We start from the raw sequence: 23,906 nt of genomic DNA, 5'->3' as shown, positions 1-23,906 counted from the left end.
ACGAGAGTTATTGCGGTGGTTGAAGACGACTCGCTTGTGATTGCCGAAGTTGGCTGAACACTTCAAACGTAGCCCATTGGGGGCCGATGCCGGAATGTCGTGAAAGCTCCGATGCTTTTTGCTGTATCTCGGATGACAAATTATCGGGCGATCGCGATGGATACTCGCGAATCAAATCCGCGACCGGGGACGCCATCGAGAGCAACAAAATCGCAGCGACAAAGAATCCGCCCACACGCCGCTCCAACAGCGAGTCGTCACATTCTCGGCGAGCCGTTTCTAGCGTGCGCGGTCGATGATCGTCACGGGGACAAATAAAGTCACCTGCCGCTTGAATCATCTGCTCCGTGAACTGAAAGTCGTCACCGTTTTGAAACCCATCGCCGAGCTCGGGCTGATCGTAGAAGTGATCCTCGTTCCCATCGCGGGGGGAGTCAGTCATGAGTCACCTCCGTGTCGCAGGCATGTAGCTTAACGGACAATTTTTCGATCGCGTAACGGTATCGGCTGGCGGCCGTCGACGGCGTAATTTCCAGCACCGAGGCGATTTGGGCAAACGTCATCCCTTCCCAAATTTTCAACACCACCACTTCGCTTTGCTCGGCTGGCAAGGTGCGCATCGCCGCCCATACGGCGCGATGCTGATCCTCGGTTTCCATTTTGTCGACGAAATGACGCGTCAAAAGATCCGACAGGCTGCCGACCAGCGACCATCGTTTTTTTCGTCTTAGAATCAGCAGCGATTCGTTACGAACCATCCTCAACAAGTACCCCCAAGGCGCGTCGGCCAGAGCCAATTTTTCGGGCTCCAACGCGACTTGCACAAGCGCGGCCTGCACCGCGTCTTCGCCATCGTGTTGATGACGAGTAATGGTGGTGGCATACCGCACCAACCGCGTGCTGGTCAGATCATACAACCCCGACAATGCCGGAGCACTGCTTTCGGTAATCCGCACCGCACAGAGGCGGACGTGTTCGGAAAAGGAATCGTAGGTAGCCATCACGCGTTAGGATGCGCGGTGACAGCGAATTTGTCTAATCTTCCACGATGATTTTGGAAAGTTTTTGGGTATTGGAGAGGCCTCGGGGCAATTTCCCCCCTGAAGCGGCATTTCGCAATTGGCGTTATTGCAGCTTTTCCTGCGTATCATCAACCCGACGAGTAAGCGAGGGAATATCGCTTTTGACGCAGTCCCTCGCTAACGCTTCGGGTTATGACTTGCAAAGAAAACGACAAATACGCAACTTCAAAACCAACGCCTTCGGGTCATGAAAGCCTTCGGGTTATGAAAAACGCGTCGAGCGATGACGAACACGCCACTCTAAAGCGTGGCACTCGCCCCATTAGCGAACGATCTTCATTGCTGAAACAGCCGATTTCTTAACCTAACGCACCGTTTTTATCAGCTTGAGCACCTGTTTTTTAAGGTTGGACAAACGGTCCCGGCTCAACTTTTGATAGAACGCCTTCAGAATCGCTGCCCCGTGACCTTGATCAAGATGAGCGACCATTTCAGAAACCACGTCATCGAGCGAGGTTGGATCACTGCGATGGGTGTCGCCGGTGTAGACACAGGCATAGCCCGAGATCGCATCGCCGAACAATTCGTCAACGTACTGAACTGCCGCGGCCATCGACTCCTCTTTTAAGGTGTGAGGTTGTCGCCAATCATAAGGGGGTTCCCACTCGCGCACCGGACGAAGCAAATCGATGTGAGTCAGCACGGCGATGACCGCGGGAGGCTTCAGGCTGCGTTTTGCCTCGTAAACACTGGCTAGCTGTTCTAACATTTGTCGGTCCGCATCGCGGGAGGAGACGTTCGCTGCCATCACTAACAGCACAATGTCGGCGGCTTCCGCAGCCACTCGGATCTCTCGCAATTGAGCACGACTGACATCGGCTTCGTCGTAGCCGGGAGTATCGAGCAGGGTGATTTGGTTACTTGATCCCGGCAACGTGTATTGATGACGTGTGATCCGGCGCGTTTGCGGAAAGGCACTGGTCGTCGTAACTTGATTTCCAAGTAACGCGTTGACTAAGCTCGACTTGCCTGCTTTGACTTGCCCCATCACCGCAACGGTCGTGGACAGGTCACGCAAATCTTTGATCGAGGTGCTGTCGCGATCGAACACGTGAGCGACGCTCGCCATCTCGGAAAACTCCAAGCGATATTGGCGAGACCCACGTCGCAGTCGGCCGCTATACATTTCGATCAAATAATAGCCAAGCTGGCCGAGGAATTTTTGGTAGAAGCCGCGTACGAGTTCCTTTTGGAGTTCGACCGTGACGTTGGCCGATTTACGCCACAACGGATAGGCGAGCATCTTCGCGGGGTTCAGTAGCGCCGAGCCAACGTAGACGACTTTCTGGATAACATCAAACGCGTCGACGACTTTGGGCAAACGCTTCATGTGCCCGATCGTGGCGAGCCCGCTGCCGGGCACCGAGCTGATCACCCAGGCTTCGAGATCCTCGACCGCCAAATGAATCACCGCCAAAATTTCCACCAACGTCAAAGGGTGAAAAAAATCCTCGCCGCTCTTGTCGTGATAATGTTTGGCTAAACGCTCCGCCAAAATTTGGGCATCACCCATGTAGCGATTGAAATCGAGGATCGAGTTCTGGTCGATGTCCTCGACCTCGCGGCGATACGTTTCCACGATTTGAATCGCCGAACTGTCTTGGGGAGTCCAAAACGCGGGCGCCGTCAGCGGCTTGTCTTCGAACGTGCGGTTCACTTTCGGAGGCGTCCAGATCTTTCCGATCATCCATGCCGATCCCCACATCGCCGGCAAAAACCAAACGATCTTGTAAAACCAACCGGTTTGATAAATGGCAACCGATCCGATCACGATGTAGCAAAGTACCGGCAACGTCCATAGTAAGAACAGCACGACGAATCGCAGACTGAAGCCACGCATCCAATTCATTGGGCTCTCCACAACTGGTGTCCGCGTTTAAGTTCCTCGGCAAAGATCTCCTTGAGCTGTTCGGCGGTGGGGACATTTCCTTGGCGTAAATCGGCGAAGTACCAATCCCATGACATGCCCAGCGCATAGGTGAACGCGAACGAAGTCGCCGCACTGGCAGCCATGCCGACCCAGGGAATGAATTTCAAGGCGCCACGCATTGCCAATCGCGCCGCGATGCGGGTCCCAGCGGCACTGCTGAGCGCAGCCCAACGGGCGGGGGTGATCTCTTGATCGTAGATCTTGGCAATTTTCATGGCTAAATGCGTTTGAATGCCAAGCACGACAGGAATGTCGACCCAGGGAACCGGCACCGCACCCGCGGTACCCGCCAACGCACTCGATGCGAGGACTTGCCATCGCGATCGTTGTTGTCGTGCGCTCGTGCTGTCGGACTCTCCCTCATTGAGCGTTAGGATCGCTTGCCGATACGCATGCGGCAATTGCTCGAGGATGGCATGCTTGAGTCGGTCGCCGCCGAAATCGGGATTCGCAAATCCGTCTTCCAACTGCGTCAAATCAACGGGGATCACGAGGTCGTATAAGCCATGGAATTGTTGGACCTTGTGGTCGATCATCGCCTGCAACGAATCGGGGATCGCGTTGCTCGCTTCGCCGTCACGGTCGGGCACAAAGGGATCCGGCCCGTCCGACAAATCGCGATCTCCGGTCGCTTCATGCAGACACGTCAACACCAACATGATCGGCCGATCGGGAGACGCTTTGCGAATCCGTCGGAGCGGCTCGATCACACGACTCAGTGCTTGGTCGGTGACGCGAACCGTCATGATCATTAATTGAGTGGATTCGGAGAACGTCGCGATGTCTTCGCTCGGATCATAGTCGGCTTCGGCCAATCCACGCGTGTCGAGAAACGACATCAAGGGTTCGAGCGAGTCGGGAAAATCGAATCGCCGTGATGTCCGTGTCTCCGGGCGATAGCCTTCGCCGATCGTCGCGGCCTCGGCGCCGGTCAAAAAGCGAACCACCGAACTTTTGCCACTGCCCGTTTTGCCAAACAACCAAATCGCCGGCGCCGGCGTTTTTTCACGCAGTTCCTGAATCTGCTTTTCATAGTCCGCGTCGTTGCTCGGCTGCGAGCGACGCCAATTCCATCGTGCCAGTGACATTCGGGCCGCGTCCATTCGGGTGCGTGCGGGGAAAAAGGGACAACGGTTCTCGCGAATTGTAACGGAATTGGCGACCACGTTCGATCAGGGATGCGAAGGGGGAATTTGACCGCACCGCGGATGGGCAAAGGCGACATGGCAGTCGCCGATCCTCCATGACGCACTAAGCCCGTCTCGTCCCGGGGATCCAGTGTCATTCAGGGGGGATTGGGCTAAACGGTGCGCAGGCGTCTCGCCCCCACACGATCAAACCAGCGTGGTAAACCAGCATGGTAAACCAGCGTGGCCAAACTAGCGCGGCGTCTCACCCGCGCCCCCAAACCCATCATCGATACGCCCGCCTTTAAACTAGCTCAAATCTGGGACTTCGTAACCCTTGCGGTATTGGCGTTTCAGCAGCGCGTTACCCGCGGCCGCATGATCGCCCACAAATTGCTCGGTCCCAGGATCGAGTTCGAGCATCGGGCTCAGTTTGATTTGGTCGCCTTGCATCGCAATCCCGTGTGCGGCCAAGTGGGTGTCCATTTCGGCGAGCAACGATTTCCAGAGCGGGGAGTCAAGTTCCGCCGCAGCCGCCGCGGTATAATTTTCCCCAGAGCGAAAAGCGACGTTGGCAAGGTTGCACCAACCGGTGCTGTCGTTACCGACTTCGATCTCCGCGTTCAACGAATCGCGATCACGCGTACGCACGGCGTCGATGAAGTTAGCTTGATGAAGCACGTCGCCGTTGTTGCCTTTGAACTTCTTCATCACTTTGCCTTGCTCATCATAGGCGGTTCCGCCACCGCGTTGCCCCTCGTACCGACCGCCTTCGCAATACGCGACGTAGCCGCTGCTCGGTCCCGGGTGTCGGGGACTGCGTTTGGCACCCGGTGCCGAAGGCAAGTTAGATAACCCGATCACCACCGGGATCGAACCGGTATCAAAATACGCAAAATGGACATTCGGCGTGTTGCCGGCGTCGTTCAATGCCACGCGTCCCCCGCCACCCACGATTCGTTTCGGTAGCGCGATCGAGTCTTGGAAAACGTTGTTGCGACAATCATCGAGAACGTGAACGCCCCAGTTGCCCATTTCGCCTGAACCGGTATTCCAATCCCAGTGCCAATCGTAGTGCAGTGCGTTGCGATAAATCGGTTCGTCTTGCGCCGGTCCGAGCCACAGGTCGTACGCTAGATTTTTATCGATCTCCAATGGCGTGTCGCGTTTGCCGATCGAGGGTCGGATCCCGTATCGGTTCACCCGAGCCGAGGTGATCTCACCGAGAGCCTTTTCTCCGTGCAGGAATTCCTTGATCTCCGCCTGCATCGGATCCGAACGCTGTTGGGTTCCGATTTGACAAATGCGATTGTACTTACGCGCGGCGGCGACCGTTTGTCGGCCTTCCCATTGGCTGTGCGACAAGGGTTTTTCGACATAAACGTCCTTGCCCGCTTCCATCGCCCAGATCGCGGCCAAGCAGTGCCAATGATTACAGGTGGCCACGACAATTGCATCGATCGAATCGCTCGCGATCAAGTCACGAAGATCAGCCCAACCTTGTGCCTTGGGGAAACGCTCTTTGGCAAGCCCGAGTCGCTTGGCGTCGGGGTCGCACAGTCCGGCAATATTGACGCCCGGCACTTTGCTGAATTGCCCCATCAATGCGCCGGCGCGACCGCCACAAGAGATGAAGCCGAGATTGATCTCGTCGTTGGCGTTGGCAGCCCGTAGCGTTTGAGGGGCGATTGCCGTCGTCACTCCAGCGGCAAGGCCTGCGATTAAGGTTTGGCGTCGATTGAATTGCATGAGTCTGTCTTCGAACGGGGTGGAGAATGAGGGCAGGTCGCAGTCCGTTCCTGCCAGAGAAGTTTGCCGAATCGAGCGGCTGCTTTCATTGTATCACTTCGACTGCGTTGCGAATGGAACAGTAGGGGGTCTGGCGAAACTGTGCCGAATAACGGGGCTACGGTGGCCGTCAGTTAGAAAGTAGGGTCAATGGGGGTCGGGATTATTGTGCCAGATGCCTAGGTCATGACGATGATCTCAATTAGTGGACGAGGAAGTCTTCGCTAACGGCAAGGGATGACCCTCCATTGCCGCTCAGAAAAAAGGTTTCGAGCGGCCAACGATCCCAACGGGGACCGCGTCCAAGGGGGCTCGCGATTGCCCCCCGTTTTTTCCGCTGGCCACGGAGCCTTGGCTCGCTGGCAATGGAATCGAAGTAGAGCATTTTACGCGTAGTCTAAGCAGCCAACCTGGACTTGATCGGTTTTGAGCTCGATCGGTCACACGTCCCGGCTCGCAGCCTAGCTTACGCGTTTTGGAGTGGCGTGTTTTTTGGAACCCGACGCGTTAGCAAGGGAGAATCACGCTTGACTCAGGCCCTCGCTGACGTTGCGGGCGACGAATTGCCGAGAAATCGGCAATCGCGCGACGTTAAAACTTACGCCCCCCCGCTTTGCATGAAAGGACGCCCGTGGCATCGTCGTTAAAATTATTCAGCGAGGAATCGGGCGTTCCCAAGACGCTGCGCATCGGCAGTCGCTTGGACAAATACCGAATCGTCCGGCGGTTGGGCGAAGGAGGCTTCGCGACCGTTTATGCCGCTCACGACACGATCGAAGATCGCCGCGTGGCGTTGAAAATTCCTGACAGCCGATATGTCTCGAATCCGCAATCGGTTGACGATCTGCAACGTGAAGTGCGGATCATGGCAATGTTAAACCATCCTGGGATTTTGACCTTACGAGATGCTCGCTTCGTCGAGGGACATTTTGTGATGGTGTTCCCGATGGGGGAGGAAACGTTGTTGGATCGGTTCAGCCGCCGCATCGCTCGCGCCAACGCGGTCGACTATGCGCTGCAAATGATTGACGCGGTGTCATACGCACACGAGCATCGCGTCCTGCACCGCGACATCAAACCCGAGAATTTCATTCTGTTCCCAAATCAAATCGTTCGCTTGACCGACTTTGGCTTGGCTCGCGTGCAACGCACCGGCAAGCACGTGTCGGCATCGGGAACCCTCGGCTACATGGCCCCAGAACAAGCGATGGGGCATCCTGATTTCCGCAGCGACGTGTTCTCGCTCGGTTTGGTGCTGTACCGCTTGTTCTCAGGCGAGCTGCCCGATTATCCATTCGAAGCTCCCTTGCCGGGATACCAAAAGCTTCGCCGCGGATTGTCGAGTGAGTTTGTCGCTTTGATTCGCAAGGCGATTGATCCCTCGCCCAAACGCCGCTTTCGCGATGCGATTGCGATGCAAAATGCGGTCCGCCGGATTCGCTTTCCGTTAAGCGACCGCAGCGTGACGCAAACGGGTCGTTCGGAAACGACGTCACGAATCAGCCATCGTCGAGTCGCGTAACGCCAGCCCTCGCTCGAAGGCAGGAGCGTTCGAAACCGGCCGCGTGGGGGGATTGTCGTCGTCGCCCCCCAACCGAGATGCGACCTGACGCGGGCAACCACGGCGGCCCGCAGCACGCTAAAATCACGCGAATTCGGCTCCACTTTGCATGCACTGTGGCAATGTTTCCGAGGGGAAAGAACGCTCGTCGACTGGGCTTTTGGAGCCGATTGCGCTACAATCCAAAGACTCCGTTTGGCTCTTTTCGCTGGATTTTTTATGTCACCGTACCACCGCCCCCTGTTTTGTCGCTCGGCAACCGTTGGCTTGATCATGGCTACGTTGTGGCTGTTCCCACAAACCGGATGGGCGCAACGGGGCGAATTGATTGAGAGTCTGTTTCGCACGATCGCCGAAGCTCAACTCGAACGAGAGCAGCAAAAGGAGCGATCGACGCGTCCGCAGCAACCGCCTCCTCGGCCGCCGGGCAATGCCGCCCGGCCGACGAATGTGCCCATCGCGCCTTCGCCCCTTCCCAACGGCAACCCGACAATCGCTCGAGCTCAGGTGCCCACGATCAACGTGCGCAGCCGTGAAGCCGCCGATTTTGCTCAACAGTTGGTTGATTTCTACGTCACGATGGAACGTTTGGTCGTCGATCTGCGTGAACACTCCGCGAGGAATCCGAACCTTCGACCGCTGCTCCCTCAGGCCTATCGGATTTCCGCGGACGCGCGGACCTTGATTCAAAGTTGTGACCAACTCGCGTCGCTGCAACCCATCGTGCCGGCTTACGCAGAACTGGACACTCGTTGGCGACAATTGTCGTTCAGTCTGCGTTCGCTGGATCAACTCGACGAAGCCTGCCAACGTTCGATTCGCCGCGGCGACCAATTGGTGTCCGCGATGGAGCGACAACTGCAAATGGGCCCCCAATTTGATCGATCGCGGTTGCGCGATTTGATGATCGTCGGTTCGACCTGTATGGAAACACTGATCGACGACCTTCAATTGGCCTCGATTCCAAGTAAACAGGCCGAAGAACTGACGCATGATTGCCGTTTGTTACAACAAAAATTGTTGAGCCAAGCGGAGCACGTGGCCGGGGGCAGCTACGAGGATGTCGTTTCGCGTTTTAGCGAGTTTGTTGGCCAGTGGAGTTCCCTCGGCCGCCGTATTTCGGCGATCGATGACCGGCATCTGCATCGCCGCCTGGACCGCATTCGCGACGTCGGGAACCAGACCTACGCGTTGCTTTGGATACCGCCGCCGACGACGGCGGTCGACGTGCGCGCCGCCTCGCTGCGTTTGGAATCAAACATTAGCAATCTGCTCGATCAACTGACACTCCGCGCGATGGGGACGTTGCGACCGACCGATCAAATCCGCGTGATGGAGTCGAGTCGACGTCTATATGACCAAAGTCGTCAATTGCAAACCGCGACGGCCCGAAGTGCACCAGTGAGTGAATTGGCGTCGATCTTTAAGACCGTCGATCGCGATTGGAACTCGCTGCGAGACTCGTTCTTGCAAATGGGGACGCTGGCCAACGGCGTGATCTTTGAAATCGATAAACTTTGCGAACAATTGCGCGTCGCACTGAACGTTTCCGCTGCTGGCGGAGCCCCCGTCGACTTAGCGAATTTAGTCCAAGCCGCCGCGTCGCTCGAGGGAGAAGCGGCATATCTCGACGCCGATATCCAGCGGTTTAGTCGCTATATCAGCTCACAACCGCGACGTGAATCCCTGGTCGATGGCTCCAAAGACTTCTATATTCACGCCAAGCGACTCCATTCCCAGTTGTCCGCACGAGCCGATTTCGGCGAACTCCAACGTGAGGCAAGTCATTTGATGGATGGCTGGGAACAATTGAGTCGCGAGATCACCGATTTACAACGAAACGGAATCCCCACACGATCGGCCGAGTCGATGCAGCGGGCGCATCGCGAGATGGTGCCGTTTGTGGCTCAGTTGGGAGCGGCACTACTGGAACGCTAGTGCTCAAGCCGCGTCGACCCCACTTCCCATTGCTTCACTGCTGATAACAAAATAGATGACGATTCAACGCAACCCCACTCGCCCTGTCGTGATCGGCTCGATCACGGTCGGAGCCAATCATCCGATCGCGGTGCAAAGCATGACCGCGACGAAGACTCAAAACATCGATGCCACCGTCGCCCAGGCCGAGGCGTTACGAGCGCAAGGTGCCGGCGTCGTTCGCATCGCGGTCGATAGTGACAAAGATGCTGAGGCGCTCGCAGAAATTCGCAAACAAACGACCGCCAATTTGGCCGTCGATTTGCAAGAGAACTTCCGGCTCGCTGAAAAGGTCGCGCCGTTTGTCGACAAGATCCGCTACAACCCCGGTCACCTCTATCACCATCAACGTGATAAACCGTGGCAAGACAAAGTACGTTTTATCATCGACCAAGCGAAAGAGCATGACTGTGCCATTCGCATTGGGGTCAACTGTGGCAGCATGGATCCCGCCAAAAAAGAGATGTACGACCCCGCCGATTCGATCACGCCCATGATCGAAAGCGCTCGGGAACATTGCGAGCTTGTCGATTCGCTAGGCTTCACGCGATACGTCGTTTCGCTCAAAGACAGCGATCCCCGCAAAGTCATCGAAGTCAACAAACGATTCGCGGCACTTCGTCCCGATGTGCCGTTGCATTTAGGCGTCACCGAAGCCGGGATGCCACCCGACGGTATCGTCAAAACACGCATCGCGTTTGAGCAATTGATCGGCAAAGGCATCGGCGACACCGTGCGTGTTTCGTTGACGCTTCCCAACGATCGCAAGCCCGAAGAAATCGACGCAGGACATTCGATCGTCGAGGACATCTACAGCGGCCGCGTGCGAAGCGTCGTCGTCTTTGACGACACGTCGCTGAATATCATCAGTTGCCCCAGTTGTTCGCGCGTCGAAAACGAAGCGTTCATCGAATTGGCCGCCAGCGTCAAGGAGATGACCGAATATGCGAAGGATTATGCGATTACGATCGCCGTGATGGGTTGCCGAGTCAACGGGCCGGGTGAAACCGACGACGCCGACCTCGGATTATGGTGTGGCCCGGCAAAGGTCAACCTCAAACGGGGCACCGAAGCGTTGGGAGCCTTTGGCTACGACGAAATTCTGCCAAAGTTAAAGCAAGAGCTCGACAATTTGATCGCAAGCAAAAGCTAGCTGGCGCTCGCGTGAGCGCCTTTTGAAAAATGACGTGGGATTCAAACCGTCGCTGCGTTCGCAAGGACGCGGCCCACGGCAATGCCCCCATCGCCCATCCCTGGTTGCGTCCACAAAAAGCAGTTGCGACTAAGGGTAGGGTTTTGGCCGCTTTCCACGCGGAATTCCGTTTGCACCCTCTTGTTGCTTTCCGCATGAGCTCGCAAAGCTCACGATCAACTCAATAGCTGTCCGTTGACCTTTGCTTGAATCGTTGATGGCACTGGATTCATGATCGACTGGTGGATGAAACAGCTGTTTTTTCCGACTTCGATCATCTGCCGAATCACTTCTTCAGGTTCGTCAGATTCGATGTCCAGATGAGTGACAACTTCGACGCCTCGGCCCTCTAGCGTTCCTTTGATAACGGATCCTTCCATCGTGAATCGCGTTTCCTGGGCAAGCTTCATGCTGCTGATATTCAGTTTCTTGACCTTCGCGTAGCGTGAAAGCTGAGTTAACAGACAGAACGCGATGCTGGCACTGTAGTAGGCCAGTGGCGGTGGCGCGGAATCGTCGCCGCCTAAGTACGGGCCTTCGTCGCAGATGATTTCGAAGGTGCTGCCTTTGGGTTGATCAACTCGAACTGTTGCCCGCTTCCGCATGTTGTCCAGCGATTCGGCCTCCAATCGCAATACGACTTCTCGCTTCTGAACGGGCTTCAGACTGGATCCATGCTCATCGGGATCGGAGGCTTCTTCGATTTTGCGGACGATGGGCGTGGCAGATTCTTGTGACGCCATGGACGGGTTTCCAGTTCAATTAGAGGGGCTATCAAGCGATCTCCTCTCCATTAGCACGTGGACGTAGTAACGTTTCAAGTGGGACGGCCAAGATTGCTGACAAGTTTGACGTCGTCGGAACACCCTGTTCACGAACGAACACATGACAAATGACCATTGCAGAATCCATCCCAATGCGAATTGCGACGAGCTTACCTGACGATGCATCGGGTGGCTCAAGCAAATTTCGCCCGATTCGATGTAACGGCTGACCAATTTGCGTTGCTGTCGCTGCTGGCAGCAGGAAGATGGGATCACGCAGTCGGAACTCAGTGACCACATGGCTTCGGACGGAAACACGGTGCCAGCGATGCTCAAGTTGCTGGAACAACGCGAGTACATTCGTCGCGTGCGTTGCAAGATCGACCGTCGCGCGGCGAGTGCATTTAACTGCGGCGGGGACGGCAGAATGGGCGGGCGGCACGAATTCTCCCAATTCTCAATGCTTCATCGCACGCGGCTCGGCGCGTGCGGTCAATCGCCCGTCGCAAAGATCTATTGAATCTCGGCCAACTTGGCCGCGGCGGTATCACACAATGATTTCGCTTCCGCTTCGGTTTCAGCTTCCGCGATCAAACGCACGATTGGCTCGGTGTTACTACCTCGCACCAACAACCATTTGTCGGCCCATGCTAAACGCAATCCGTCACCGGTGCTGGCTGAGGCATCGTCATGTAACGCAATCAAGGCCTCGAACAGCTCGGGCAATTTCTCGGCCGAGACCTCTGCTTTGGATTTGTGAATATGCAGCTTTGGCAATCCGTCGGCCAATTCGGCCAAGCTTTGTCCGGTCGCGGTCATCAAGTCCAAAACTTGGGCCATCCCGACAAAGCTGTCCCGGACGTAGCCGACGCGTGGATCGATCGGGCCGCCGTTTCCTTCGCCGCCGTATTTCGCCTGCGTCGCGATCATCATGTCAGCCACATTCGCTTCGCCCACACTGCTGCGAAAGGATTCAACGTCGGCGGCGGCCGCCAATCGTTCACTCATGCCGCTGGTCGCGCCGTTAATCACGATGCTTCCACGTGTCGCTGCATGACTCATCGCGTGTTTAATGCACAACGCCAACGTGTACTCTTCGCCAATATAGCGGCCTTCACCGTCGACCAAAGCCAAGCGGTCCGCGTCAGGATCTTGACAGAAGCCGACGCTACATTGGTGCTTGCGAACCTGGGCGGCGATCTCGGTCAAGTTTTCAGCCGTGGGTTCAGGCACATGCGCAAAATTCCCGTCCGGTTCGTCTCCTACGATCACCGCTTCACAGCCCAATGCCTCTAAAAGCCGCTTGCCGAGTAAGCCGCCCGCGCCGTGGTTGCTGTCCAACAACACACGATGTTTCGCCTTAGCGATTGCATCAACATTGACGGTCGCGAGCACCTTATCGAGGTGCGCCGAGTGGGGATCGGCTTCGAGCGTGGCGCTGCCAATCTGGTCAAACGCACACCAAGCGGCTTCACCGGCGAAGTAGGCGTCTCGAATCGAAGCTCCCCTCACCGCGTCGAGCACACGTCCGTCGGGGCCAAAAAGCTTGATCCCGTTGTAAGGCGGCGGATTATGGCTGGCGGAAATCTGAACCGCGCCCGCGGCGTTTCGCTCGCCAACAAGCACTCCCACCGTGGGCGTTGCCGCCACATCGGCGTCCAGACAATCGCGGCCACACGCGGTCAGCGACGCGATAATCGCCTGCTTCAGCATCCGACCGCTACCACGCCCATCGCGGGCCACAATGATCGGGCCCGCGGGCAACTTTGACGCGAACGCAGCAACAAAGCGAACGGCAACCTCCGGAGTCAAGGAAGTGCCCACGATACCACGAAGTCCGCTGACACTAATGATAAGATCGCTCATGAGGATAGTTCGTTCGGAGTGAATGTTCGAGAAAGAGAATGAGGCTCGATTTTGACGCCCCACGTTGCCAGTAAGCCCGGAAAACAAATAGAATCACAACCAGCGAGTCGATCAAGGTTGCTGGGCACACTCAATGGGCCTGATTCCTACCTCGTAGCGATCTAAGGCGTGCTTTGCCAATTCGTTTGTCGATTGTAAAGCACACTCGGCATCTCGCCTTCCCCGTTTGACTACTGATACTTTCCGGAGCGATTCGTGCAAGAACTTTTATCCGCTGTTGATTCCGCCGCACGCGACTCAAAAATTAGCAACTCCGCGGCTGGCCACATCCGGTCATGGTTAACCGAAGAACGCTATGCTCCCTATCGCGACCAAGTTGCCCAGCATATCCGCGACGGCCAGTGGCAAAAGCTTGACGACGTATTCTGGACGATCATTCCATTTGGAACCGGTGGGCGTCGAGGCCGGATGTACCCGATCGGGTCCAACGCGATCAACGACCGGACGATTGGCGAAAGCGCTCAAGGACTCGCCAACTATGTCCTCGAGTATGCAAAACGCGAAGGCCGTAGCGGGCAACTCTCTTGTGCGATCGCCTATGACACGCGGCACCAATCGCGACACTTCACTGAATTGTGCGCCGGAATCATGGTGGCCGCCGGCTTTAAGGTCTACTTGCTCGACGATTACCGCGCGACGCCCCAATTGTCGTTCGCGGTTCGCTACAAGAAATGTGATTGTGGAATCATGGTTACGGCCAGCCACAATCCACCTAGCGACAATGCCGTGAAAGTCTATTGGTCAAGCGGCGCCCAAGTATTGCCGCCGCATGACAAGGCGATCATCGAACGGGTGATGTCGTGCCAAGAAATCAAGGTCACTCCGTTCGCCGAGGCGTTGGCCGACGGCCGGGTCGAAGTGGTGACCGAAGAGATCGACCAAGCGTTTTTGGAGGCCGCTGCGGCACAAGCGTTTGCGGGACCACGCGATGCCAGAATCTTGTATTCGCCACTGCACGGCGTGGGAACCGCCGCCGTCATGCCGCTATTGGCACGCGACGGATTCAAGGATGTCGAAGTCTACGGGCCTCACAAAGAACCCAGTGGCGACTTTCCCAACGTCCCCGGGCACGTCTCCAATCCCGAAAACAAAGCGGTTTTTGCCGCCCCAATCGAATACGCCCAAGGAGCGAATTTCGATCTAATTTTAGCGACCGATCCCGATTGCGACCGGCTGGGGGTCGCCGCGCCGCTGACGACCGATCCGGCAGGCGAGTGGGCGACCTTTGATGGAAATCAAATCGGGGCGTTGCTCACCGACTTCATCCTCAGCAAACGCCAGGCAGCGGGAACGTTGTCGCCAGCTCATTACGTCGTCAAGACGCTTGTCACGAGCGAGCTGATTCGCCGGATTGCTGAAAGCTATTCCGTCCGCTGCGTTGGTGATCTGTTGGTCGGTTTCAAGTACATCGCCGAAGTCATCGATCGCGAAGGTCCCGATAACTTCGTGTTCGGAACCGAAGAGTCCCACGGCTACTTGGTCGGCCAATATGCGCGAGACAAAGATGGCGCGGTCGCTTGTATGTTGATGAGCGAATTGGCCGCCGAAATGAAGGCCCAAGGGATCTCGTTGCATACGCATCTTGCCAACCTGCATCGCAAACATGGCTTTCATAAAGAGACGCTCATCAATTTGGTCATGGAAGGCAGCGAAGGCATGGCAGCGATGCAGCGGCTGATGAAAGCATTTCGCGAAACCCCGCCAAAGTCGCTCGCCGGAATCGCGGTTTCGCAAATCCGAGACTACTCAAACCAAACCTGTACCGATGCCAACAGCGGCGATTCGAAACCGCTCGAGGGACCTCACGGCGAGTTGATCATCCTGGATTTGGATGAGGAAGGAAACTACGTCGCGGCGCGGCCCAGCGGAACCGAGCCGAAGATCAAACTATACGTCTTCACACGAGTCTCCCCCGCCGAGTCGCTCGATTTGGATGCCGCCGCCGATACGATCGCTCGGCGTCTGCAAGGGATCGAACAGGACATGCGGGCGTTTGCCCAAGTGAACGGCTAAGCGGCGTGGCCCGCTTGCTCTGGACTCGTGCTCTAAACTGCCGTTTCAAAAGCGTCCTTTCGAGATCGCCCAGAGTTTGAAACGCGAATCCCGGCGCGTCCCAATCCCGGCGCGTCCCAATCTGGACGCGTCCCAATCCCGGTGGCATCCCATTCCTAATGGCGCCCAATTCCCCCCCAGTTGCGTCAAGCGAATTGCGGGGGAGCAACGGTGCCGAGTCGGCCGCGAGTATGGGGCTACTTTGCCCCGGCTTTCGCTGGTATTCTGTCGTTCGGCAGGGCAGCCTTGGGCTTGCCGGTTCCGGTCCCCCTCAACGGCCGAGGCGCCATGACAGCGAATGTCCGACGTCGCTGCGATTTCCGCTATTGGATCTAAACACTACGATTCTTCATGACAATCGAACAAATTGAGAGCCTGATTCCGCATCGCAAGCCAATGCGTTTGGTCGATGAAATCGTTTCACGTACCGAGACCCAGATCGTTTGCCGTAAAACGTTCCACGAAGACGAGTTCTTTGTGCAAGGCCATTTCCCGGGGCATCCGATTGTTCCCGGCGTGATTCAATGCGAGTGCTGTTTGCAAGCCGGCGCGATTCTGTTGGCGGAGATCGCTGAGATGGCCCCAGGGGCGGTCCCCGTGGCAACGCGACTCGACAACGTCAAATTCAAGAAAATGGTTCGCCCCGGCGATACCGTCGAAATTCACGCCACGTTGGACGAACAGGTCAGTAATGCATTCTTCATGACGGGAAAGATGCTGCTAGAGGGAAAGCTCACGGCGCGATTGAACTTTGCCTGTACCGTGGCCCAACCCGGATAATAGGGACACGCCACGGAGCCAGCAATGGCCCCCATCCACTGCCGCCCCATCCACTGCCTCGATTTCAAACGCAACGGCTCTGAACGGATTGACCTCGCTCCACTCGGCGAGCGGCAACCTGTTTGCAACGTTCTCCCCAATTCATTCTCACCCTCCCTCCGAGAATCACTGTGAATTCGACTGATTCAAACGACGCCGTCGCGGATTTTTTGTCTCTGCGCAACAAGACCATATTGATCATGGGGGTGGCCAATAAAAAGAGCGTGGCCTTTGCGATCGCCAAGGTACTTCGTGGTGCTGGGGCGAACGTGATCTACAGTGTGCGCAGTGAATCGCGAAAAGAAAGTTTGGCAAAATTGCTTCACGGCGAAACCGTCTTGGTTTGCGACGTCGAAGATCAAGCCCAGATCGACCAACTCGCCGCTCAACTCGTCGCGGATGGCATTACAATCGATGGCTTGGTTCATTCCATCGCCTTTGCGGATTACCCCGAGGGTATTCGTCCGTTCCACGAAACCACGCGTCGACAATTCTTGCAGGCTGTCGATATTTCGGCTTACTCGTTGATCAGTGTTTGCAATGCACTTCGCGATCGCTTTGCCAAAGACGCTTCGGTCGTCACGATTGGCATCAGTACGACACGGATGGCGAGCGAGAGCTACGGCTTCATGGCTCCCATCAAGGCGGCGCTCGAGTCATCGCTGGCGTTTTTGACGAAATCGTTTAGCCGTTTCAGCGAGGTGCGATTCAACGCCGTTTCCGCCGGGCTGTTGAAAACGAGCGCGTCGGCTGGAATTCCCGGCTATGTCGACTCCTACCTGTACGCCGAGAAAGTGATCCCACGTCGCCGCGCGATCACCACGGACGAAGTCGCCAACACCGCCGCCTTTTTGTTGAGCCCGCGCAGCAGTGGTATCGCCGCCCAATCGCTCGTCGTCGATGCCGCGATGGAAATCAATTATTTCGATGCCGACATTGTCAGCGCTGTCACAGCCCAAGATATTGATTAGCATGACGGTGGCATCGCGTCGCCAGATTTACCCTGTGCCATTTCATTTTCGCTCCCATTGATTCCCTTCCCTTTCGCGCTCCTATCTATGAATCGCAAAATCTATATCAACGGCCAATACTTCGACCGCGAAAACGCAAAAGTCAGCGTTTTTGATCATGGTTTGCTCTACGGGGATGGTGTCTTTGAAGGGATGCGAATCTACAGCGGCAAGGTCTTCCGCTTGCTCGAGCATCTTGAGCGTTTATGGGAATCCGCGCGTGCGATTGCGTTGACGATCCCCATCACGATCGAGCAATTGATGAAGGATGTTGACGCCACCGTGAAAGAAAACGGACTCGAGGATGGCTACATTCGTTTGATCGTCACGCGTGGAGCCGGACCGCTCGGGCTCGATCCGTTTCGTTGTAGCGATCCGCAAATCATTATCATTGCCGACACGATCTCGTTGTACCCAGAAAGCCATTACACCGATGGTTTGAAATTGGTGACCGCATCGACGATTCGCAATCATCCCGCGGCGCTCAGCCCAAGGATTAAATCGCTTAACTACCTCAACAACATCATGGCTAAGATTGAAGGTCTAAATGCCGGATGTATCGAAGCGGTGATGCTTAACCACAAAGGCGAAGTGGCCGAATGCACCGGAGATAATCTCTTCTTGGTCAAAAACGGCGTCTTGAGCACTCCGCCAATTGACGCCGGTATTCTCGAAGGCATTACCCGCAATGCCGTCTTGGAATTGGCCGAAAACGCGGGCATCGAAACGCGTCAGATCCCGCTCACACGACACGACATCTATATCGCAGACGAGTGCTTCTTGACCGGCAGTGCGGCCGAAGTGATTCCCGCGGTTGAAATCGATAACCGAGTGATTGGTGACGGCAAACCTGGCCCCGTGACACAGAAGCTAAACGAAGCGTTTCGCAAATTGGTCCGCCAACGCTAATCGCACTCGCAGAGCTTACCGCGCCACTTCGATCCGCTTGCCTTCGCCATCAAACAGATGCACATCGGCAAGCATGGCGGCAATCGTCACCGGATCACCGCGCTGCACGCCACAATCGGCCGGCAAGGTGGCATCGAGGATCTCATTCTGCGTTTCGAAACTCGCGTGGCATTGACCGCCATACACCAAACTCGAGCGGCAGACGCCTGAAAAGCGGATTGCCGAGGTGGTCGAGGCGATTGCGTCGTTAGCTCCACTGGACGCGACGATCCCAAACCCTTCCGGCCGGATCGCCACAAACACGTGGCCGTCGTGTCGTGGCCCCACCGCTGGATTCAGTTCGATGGGGTCATCACTCGCATGCACGCGTAGCTCGCCTTGCCGCAGCTCGCCGCCGAGCACATTGATCGGCGGCGACCCGATCGATTTCGCCACCGAGAGACAGCAGGGATGATGAAAAATCTCCTCGGGAGTCCCGACTTGCACAATCTGGCCTTGATGCATCACGGCAACCCGATCCGCCATCCGCATCGCTTCATCACCGTCGTGAGTGACGTGGATCGTGGTCCCCGGTATTTCGCGGTGCCAACGCTGTAGGTCCTGTTGGAATTGATGACGAACAGGTCCGTCGAGCGCCGAAAGCGGTTCGTCCAACAATCGGATCGATGCTTGACGCACGACCATTTTTGCTAGCCCTCCACGTCGCAGTTCGCCGCCGCTGAAATGCTCCGGATGACGATCGAGCATCGCGTCAAGACCAAGCAATTTCGCGGCACGCTCGATCCGTTGCTGGGTTTCGGAGTCGGATACCAGCCCCTTCATGGGGAAGGCCATCGTTTGACGTAACGTCATGTGAGGGTACAGCGCATCGCGTTGGAACAGCATCGAGACATCTCGTTTTCGCGCTGCAATGCGACTCACATCCACACCGCCGAATTCCACCCGTCCCCCATCCGCAGACTCTAGACCAGCGATCGTGCGCAGCATCGTCGTCTTGCCACAGCCACTTTCACCAAGGAGCACCATGTACTCGCCAGCCTCAACGTGCAAGCAAATCGATTGCAACACGTCACGATCGTGATAACGTTTCTCGATGTCGACGAGTTGAACCGCTAGCATGACGTGGAAAGCTTTTCAATGAGGAAACGTTTTGGGGTCGTGACGAAGTCGCAATGCACTAGAATAAAAGGCATGCCGTGCAGAGACAACGGCGATGGCGCCTCGCGACGCCGAATTGCCAGGTTACGGAGTTTCAGGTGCGGAGTTTCAGGGTGCGGAGGTCTCGGGTACAGAGTTTCAAAGTGCGGAGTTTCCTGCCTGCGAAATGGCCCATCCACTGAACGGCCTATCTGCTCAATAGCCTGTCCGCTGAAGTGATGTACGGCGTGATTCAACTCACTCGTTTCACCGTAAACAAGCGAGCGGCTGATGGATTTGGTATTCGCCCTGACGGTGATGACACTGCTCTGTGTCAGCGTGATGGCATGGGTTGCGTGGCGTCTGCGCCCGCCGCAAACCACCGCCACCAAGATGAACTTGGACACTCCCCCTGAGCGCACCACCGCGGTGGTGTCCCGCGCCCCTTCGATCGTGTTAACGGCCGCCGTGCTGGCTGCCCTTGTGATCTTGTACGCAACGCACGACCGACTTTTTTGGGCGCGGTTCCTGCCGTTTTCGGCAGTGATTATCTGGTCCGAAGTGACGGCCGTTGCCTTGGCCGTCGCCAGTGGTGCTGCATTTCGATTGCCAAACCGCCCCTCATGGCGGCGTGTGATCAGCGGATCGTTGTTGGCGGTCCTAACCCTGGGGACGTTATATGAACCGCTTGTTCAGCGGTTCCTTCGTCCCGTCATGGTAACCCACCATTGGGAAGCAGAATGCGTGTGCATGCAAACCAATGCCAACACGTGTAGCGCCGCCGCGGGCGCCACCTTACTCAAAGCCCATGGCCTCGATCTTAGCGAAGCCGAGATGGTTAAGTTGTGTTTAACCAACTCGCATGGCACACCCTCGTTGGGGTTGTGGCGAGGATTGTCGATCGCGACATCGTCAAGCCATCTTAAACCGAAAGTGATCCACACGGACATCGAAAGTCTTCTGACCCAAGGCCCTTGGCCGGTGGCGTTGGTCGTCGGGGTGCCCCGCTTTGGCGCCGATTCAGGCTATGCGAAAAAGTACGGTTGGGACCCTGGCTACCGGCATTCGATTGTGTTATTCGGACGTTGCAACGATGCCTGGCTCGGCATCGGTGACCCCTCCGCGGGATATGCAAGATGGAGCGACGACGATTTACGAGTCCTGTGGCGAGGCGAAGGGATCGCATTGGTAGAACGCTGACCACGCGTCCTGACGTCCTCTCTCTCTTTCTGGCCTTGGCGTCCCCACGCACGGTTCAATTGGCCGGCCGAGGCGAATTCCTGCCCGCACCATGACCGAGCGTGCTACGATCGCTCGGCTCCCATCCATTCATTCCCCCATCCATTCACAGGAGTAGCTGATCCAACGCTGGATGACGTTTGATTTACGACCGATTGCTCCGACGACTCACCGGTAACCGCGAGGAATCAGCCAGAAAAGGTTGCCATTCACCGAGCGGCTTGATGATAATGGTGGTGGTTGCTTTCTATCTTCAGGAGTCCCAGCGATGAAACCCCACCTCACCTTTCCCCTCACGCTCGCCGTGCTACTACTGAGCCTCGTTTCACCCAAGCTTTTCGCCGATGACTCCGGTGGCAAGACAGAGACCGCTGCGGCGGAGCAATCCGACGCCGAGGCCGAATACACCCCGAAGTCCAAAGTGGAACTGCGTCGCTCGCTATCGCGGATCCAATTCGAGGTGACTCAGAACGAAGCTACCGAGCCCGCATTTCGTAACAAGTATTGGGACAACAAGAAAACGGGGACCTATCACTGCATCGTTTGTGATCGAGAGTTGTTCGCCAGCGAAACGAAGTTCAAATCGGGAACCGGCTGGCCCAGTTTCTATCAACCCTTGAACGAAAAAGTCGTTGGCTTTCGCAACGATTGGCGGCTGATCTACACACGCGTCGAAGTCCACTGCAAACGTTGTGGCGCTCATCTTGGCCATGTCTTTGATGACGGCCCTGAACCGACGGGAAAGCGGTACTGTATGAACAGTGCGTCGTTGAAATTTGTTGAAGCAACGCCAGCCGACTCGGCAACGCCAAGTGATTCGCCGCTCCCCAAGGATGCGAAGGCTGAGTAAACGATCGCGATTTGGGATTGCCGCTGTCGCCGCGTTTCGCTCCCCAATTGTGATCGGCGGAGGAGCTTTCGCGCTCGGGGGGCGTAATCAAATCAGAAGGTGCAAGCTGCGTGCTGGCGTATTTTCATCTTTGACGTAGCTACCGTCACGTTCGTGGTGGACCACGTTCTGGTGAACGCAGCGACTTTTTTGACCGACGTCATTTCTCAAATTGCTCTAGCCGTTGTTTTTCCCTGGGCAAAGGGCCCCGTCACGCTACCGGCGGCAAGTGTCCGGACGCTCACGCGGAATCAATTCACAGCCTACTCCGCGAGCAAGCGACAACTTCTCGCTCGCTGCCAACCGCGGCCCCGATTTTCGCCGGAATGCTCGCTCGTCAGCGGAAACGCTGCAATCCGACTCACTCGTCTGCCCCCGTTCGGCTCGTACATATCGTGCCGGTTATGCCGACACACCACGGTGCGACTGTTGTTTTTGCTCCCAGAGGTCGAATCCATACAACTGGACCTCCTATCGTTTAAGCGGAGGTTTCAACGAGGCCAAAACGGACTGGCCCGTCAACGAATCAGCCGAAGGAACGAGCCGATGAATTCGAAACGATCAAAGCGGAACCTATTTACCAAAAGTCTCATGTCAGGGTTGATGATGGCTTGCTCCGTCGCCGTGGCTGATCAACCTCAACCGCGCCAAATCACTGGTTTGGAGGGCTTGCCTACCTTTGACGACAGCCGCAATGAGGATTTCGTCGCTTGGACCGATGAGGTGTTTGGCAGTGGGGTCGTTAAAGAAGCGTCCGACGCAGAGCCCCCGGCCCATTTCGAAGCACCGGCCCATTTCGAAGCACCGGCCTATTTCCCCGAGTCGCCGCGTATCGCACAGCGAAACGAAGGGGTCGTTGTCCCCAGCGACCTCGACCCCGCCACGGAGATGACCGCGAACGCGGCGACGGCGCAAACGCCGCTCCAACCGGCCACCATCAATCACCTGAACCCTGCCACGCCCATCGATCTCACGTCACCGAGAATCGCATTTCAGAAGCCTGACCAAAAAGATAGCAAAACAAAGCCGTCGACCAAACGGATCAATTTGATGGACAGCGACATGTCCCACCGAACTCCCGATGTGGTCGGCGGTCGACTCGAGCTGCCCGCGATCGAAGCCGCCAGCACTTCGATCACGAGTGTGGGCAACGGTCGTGCCCCCGACGGATTCCGCTCGACGGAGGATTCGCCTGTCTCGCCGCTCCCTGAGCAAGGCATCCAACGCTCCCCGACTTGGGGATGGTCATTCAAGGCCTGGAACGCCCCAAATACTTTTTCCCACCCGCTATACTTCGAAGATCGTATGCTCGAGCGTCACGGGCACGAGCGATTCCCGCACCTAACCCCGGTCGTTGCGGGAATGCGATTCTTCACCACGGTGCCAATGCTGCCCTACCTGGCAACGGTCAATCATCCATTGGATTGTGAATATACGTTGGGGTATTATCGCAGCGGTACGTGTGTGCCGGCCTACTTGCAACGCCCTCCGTATGAGCGTCGCGCCGTGATCGCCGAAGCCGCCGCAGTATCGGGCGCAATCATCGCTTTTCCTTAGTGCATAGCGAATCCACGATTCCGTGCATTAAAAAGCCGCACTTGATTCAAAGGGCCAGACTTCGAGGGGGCGTTTCCCCCCAGAAGTCTGGCCTTTTTTCGTTAATCCCACAGCAAAAGGAACCGGTTCACATCGATCCGCTGCGGTCGGCCGTCGCCATCACACCGACCTCACCGTTCCATCACGCCCTTCCCGCCCCCCTTCACTTTTCCCCTCTGGTGATTTCGTGGCAAAGCGTTTAAAACAAGCTTATCCCTAGACTGTTTTCCAAACCAACGCTTGGACTCGCCCGATGTTTTACCTAATGATTTTGGCCGTTGCTGCGAGCCGCTTCCTCCCCCATCCCCCGAACGTTGCCTGTGTCGCCGCGCTGGGGTTGTTTGCCGGCAGTTACCTGAGCGGGCGTCGAGCTTATTTGGTGCCAATCGCGGTGATGGGACTCAGTGACCTAGTGGGCCACACGCTGGGGATTCCCGGACTGGGATTCTATAGCCCCGCTGCGATGGCGCTGGTTTACCTCGGGATTGCCGCTTCGGTTCCAATCGGTCGTATGCTCCGCAACGCGAGCGGAAAGAGCCGACTGTGGAAAGTCCCTGCGGCATCGCTGGCCGCCTCGGGCGTCTTCTTCTTACTTAGTAACTTTGGCTTATTGGTGGCCGGTTGGTATCCCATGACGGTTGCTGGCGTCACAGCCTGTTACGTCAACGCGATCCCCTTTTTCGGCTACACAATCGCAGGCGATCTGTGTTTCTCAGTCGTCGTCTTTGGTGCCTGGGAACTGTCTCAGTCACGTTTGCGCCTTCCCGCGGTTGCCCAAGCCTAAGCTGTTGCGGCATTGAAATCGGCGCGTTGCCAAACTCGGCAACCGTTTCCGTTGGCATCAAAAAAGCAATCTTCGACGCGAACCCTAACTTGCACGCTTGATTGCTTCTGCGGATCAAATAACT

General features: G+C 56.6%; 20 protein-coding genes. 12 read left to right on the top strand and 8 right to left on the bottom strand.

The window, feature by feature from the left end; all coding sequences use genetic code 11:
• Positions 1–7 precede the first annotated feature (7 nt).
• The 5 genes from Pla52o_RS05730 to Pla52o_RS05710 all read right to left on the bottom strand — a co-directional run bounded on the left by Pla52o_RS05730 (position 8) and on the right by Pla52o_RS05710 (position 5,888).
• Positions 8–442: a hypothetical protein gene (locus Pla52o_RS05730; protein ID WP_146593657.1), complete on the bottom strand. Its 435-nt coding sequence runs from the start codon at positions 440–442 to the stop codon at positions 8–10.
• A complete protein-coding gene (locus tag Pla52o_RS05725; RefSeq protein WP_146593656.1) occupies positions 435–1,001 on the bottom strand; it encodes an RNA polymerase sigma factor in 567 nt (188 codons plus the stop codon). Before Pla52o_RS05725 ends, Pla52o_RS05730 begins: the two co-directional genes overlap by 8 nt.
• A gap of 385 nt (positions 1,002–1,386) precedes the next feature.
• A complete protein-coding gene (locus tag Pla52o_RS05720) occupies positions 1,387–2,931 on the bottom strand; it encodes a GTPase family protein (protein ID WP_146593655.1) in 1,545 nt (514 codons plus the stop codon).
• On the bottom strand, positions 2,928–4,100 hold the full coding sequence (locus tag Pla52o_RS05715; RefSeq protein WP_197169027.1) for a GTPase family protein: 1,173 nt from the start codon (positions 4,098–4,100) through the stop codon (positions 2,928–2,930). Before Pla52o_RS05715 ends, Pla52o_RS05720 begins: the two co-directional genes overlap by 4 nt.
• A gap of 348 nt (positions 4,101–4,448) precedes the next feature.
• Entirely contained in the window at positions 4,449–5,888 is a 1,440-nt protein-coding gene (locus Pla52o_RS05710; RefSeq protein WP_146593653.1) for a Gfo/Idh/MocA family protein, read from the bottom strand.
• A 670-nt stretch (positions 5,889–6,558) separates the two neighbouring features.
• Here Pla52o_RS05710 and Pla52o_RS05705 point away from each other — a divergent pair.
• The 3 genes from Pla52o_RS05705 to ispG all read left to right on the top strand — a co-directional run bounded on the left by Pla52o_RS05705 (position 6,559) and on the right by ispG (position 10,618).
• Positions 6,559–7,449, top strand: coding sequence for a serine/threonine-protein kinase (locus Pla52o_RS05705; RefSeq protein ID WP_146593652.1), 891 nt, complete (start codon positions 6,559–6,561; stop codon positions 7,447–7,449).
• A gap of 258 nt (positions 7,450–7,707) precedes the next feature.
• Positions 7,708–9,426: a hypothetical protein gene (locus Pla52o_RS05700; protein ID WP_146593651.1), complete on the top strand. Its 1,719-nt coding sequence runs from the start codon at positions 7,708–7,710 to the stop codon at positions 9,424–9,426.
• A 55-nt stretch (positions 9,427–9,481) separates the two neighbouring features.
• Positions 9,482–10,618 (top strand): (E)-4-hydroxy-3-methylbut-2-enyl-diphosphate synthase, encoded by a 1,137-nt coding sequence (gene ispG / locus Pla52o_RS05695; protein ID WP_146593650.1) that lies wholly within the window; start codon positions 9,482–9,484, stop codon positions 10,616–10,618.
• A 215-nt stretch (positions 10,619–10,833) separates the two neighbouring features.
• Here the strand turns inward: ispG and Pla52o_RS05690 are convergent, their stop codons facing one another.
• Positions 10,834–11,400, bottom strand: coding sequence for an OsmC family protein (locus Pla52o_RS05690; protein ID WP_146593649.1), 567 nt, complete (start codon positions 11,398–11,400; stop codon positions 10,834–10,836).
• A gap of 319 nt (positions 11,401–11,719) precedes the next feature.
• On the opposite strand from Pla52o_RS05690, the gene Pla52o_RS27825 reads away from it, so the two are divergent.
• Positions 11,720–11,941 (top strand): hypothetical protein, encoded by a 222-nt coding sequence (locus Pla52o_RS27825; RefSeq protein ID WP_390620837.1) that lies wholly within the window; start codon positions 11,720–11,722, stop codon positions 11,939–11,941.
• Here the strand turns inward: Pla52o_RS27825 and glmM are convergent.
• Positions 11,935–13,287 (bottom strand): phosphoglucosamine mutase, encoded by a 1,353-nt coding sequence (glmM, locus tag Pla52o_RS05680; protein ID WP_146593648.1) that lies wholly within the window; start codon positions 13,285–13,287, stop codon positions 11,935–11,937. The two genes, Pla52o_RS27825 and glmM, sit on opposite strands and share 7 nt — an antisense overlap.
• Positions 13,288–13,542: 255 nt before the next feature.
• Here glmM and Pla52o_RS05675 point away from each other — a divergent pair, with 255 nt between their 5' ends.
• The 4 genes from Pla52o_RS05675 (at position 13,543) to ilvE (ending at position 18,137) form a co-directional block, all read left to right on the top strand.
• Entirely contained in the window at positions 13,543–15,360 is a 1,818-nt protein-coding gene (locus Pla52o_RS05675; RefSeq protein ID WP_146593647.1) for a phospho-sugar mutase, read from the top strand.
• 390 nt (positions 15,361–15,750) lie between these two features.
• A complete protein-coding gene (locus Pla52o_RS05670; RefSeq protein ID WP_146593646.1) occupies positions 15,751–16,179 on the top strand; it encodes a 3-hydroxyacyl-ACP dehydratase FabZ family protein in 429 nt (142 codons plus the stop codon).
• 170 nt (positions 16,180–16,349) lie between these two features.
• Positions 16,350–17,189 carry an enoyl-ACP reductase FabI gene (locus tag Pla52o_RS05665; protein ID WP_146593645.1) on the top strand — a complete coding sequence of 280 codons (840 nt, stop codon included), beginning with the start codon at positions 16,350–16,352 and terminating at the stop codon, positions 17,187–17,189.
• 87 nt (positions 17,190–17,276) lie between these two features.
• Positions 17,277–18,137 (top strand): branched-chain-amino-acid transaminase, encoded by an 861-nt coding sequence (gene ilvE, locus Pla52o_RS05660; protein WP_146593644.1) that lies wholly within the window; start codon positions 17,277–17,279, stop codon positions 18,135–18,137.
• A gap of 15 nt (positions 18,138–18,152) precedes the next feature.
• Here ilvE and Pla52o_RS05655 read toward each other — a convergent pair whose 3' ends face one another.
• Positions 18,153–19,256, bottom strand: a complete 1,104-nt coding sequence (locus Pla52o_RS05655; RefSeq protein WP_146593643.1) for an ABC transporter ATP-binding protein — start codon at positions 19,254–19,256, stop codon at positions 18,153–18,155.
• A gap of 309 nt (positions 19,257–19,565) precedes the next feature.
• Between Pla52o_RS05655 and Pla52o_RS05650 the strand changes: the two genes are divergently transcribed.
• From Pla52o_RS05650 to Pla52o_RS05635, 4 genes are all read left to right on the top strand, one after another.
• The gene (locus tag Pla52o_RS05650) at positions 19,566–20,474 is read left to right on the top strand and encodes a cysteine peptidase family C39 domain-containing protein (protein ID WP_146593642.1); all 909 of its coding nucleotides are present in this window, start codon (positions 19,566–19,568) and stop codon (positions 20,472–20,474) included.
• Positions 20,475–20,781: 307 nt separating this feature from the next.
• A complete protein-coding gene (gene msrB, locus Pla52o_RS05645; protein ID WP_146593641.1) occupies positions 20,782–21,363 on the top strand; it encodes a peptide-methionine (R)-S-oxide reductase MsrB in 582 nt (193 codons plus the stop codon).
• 585 nt (positions 21,364–21,948) lie between these two features.
• A complete protein-coding gene (locus tag Pla52o_RS05640) occupies positions 21,949–22,959 on the top strand; it encodes a hypothetical protein (RefSeq protein ID WP_146593640.1) in 1,011 nt (336 codons plus the stop codon).
• Positions 22,960–23,251: 292 nt separating this feature from the next.
• Positions 23,252–23,782 (top strand): DUF6580 family putative transport protein, encoded by a 531-nt coding sequence (locus tag Pla52o_RS05635; protein WP_146593639.1) that lies wholly within the window; start codon positions 23,252–23,254, stop codon positions 23,780–23,782.
• Positions 23,783–23,906 lie beyond the last annotated feature (124 nt).

Source organism: Novipirellula galeiformis (assembly GCF_007860095.1).
Lineage (GTDB): Bacteria > Planctomycetota > Planctomycetia > Pirellulales > Pirellulaceae > Novipirellula > Novipirellula galeiformis.
The sequence above is the reverse complement of the archived record's forward strand: the minus strand, read 5'-3'. Positions and strand labels throughout refer to the sequence as shown.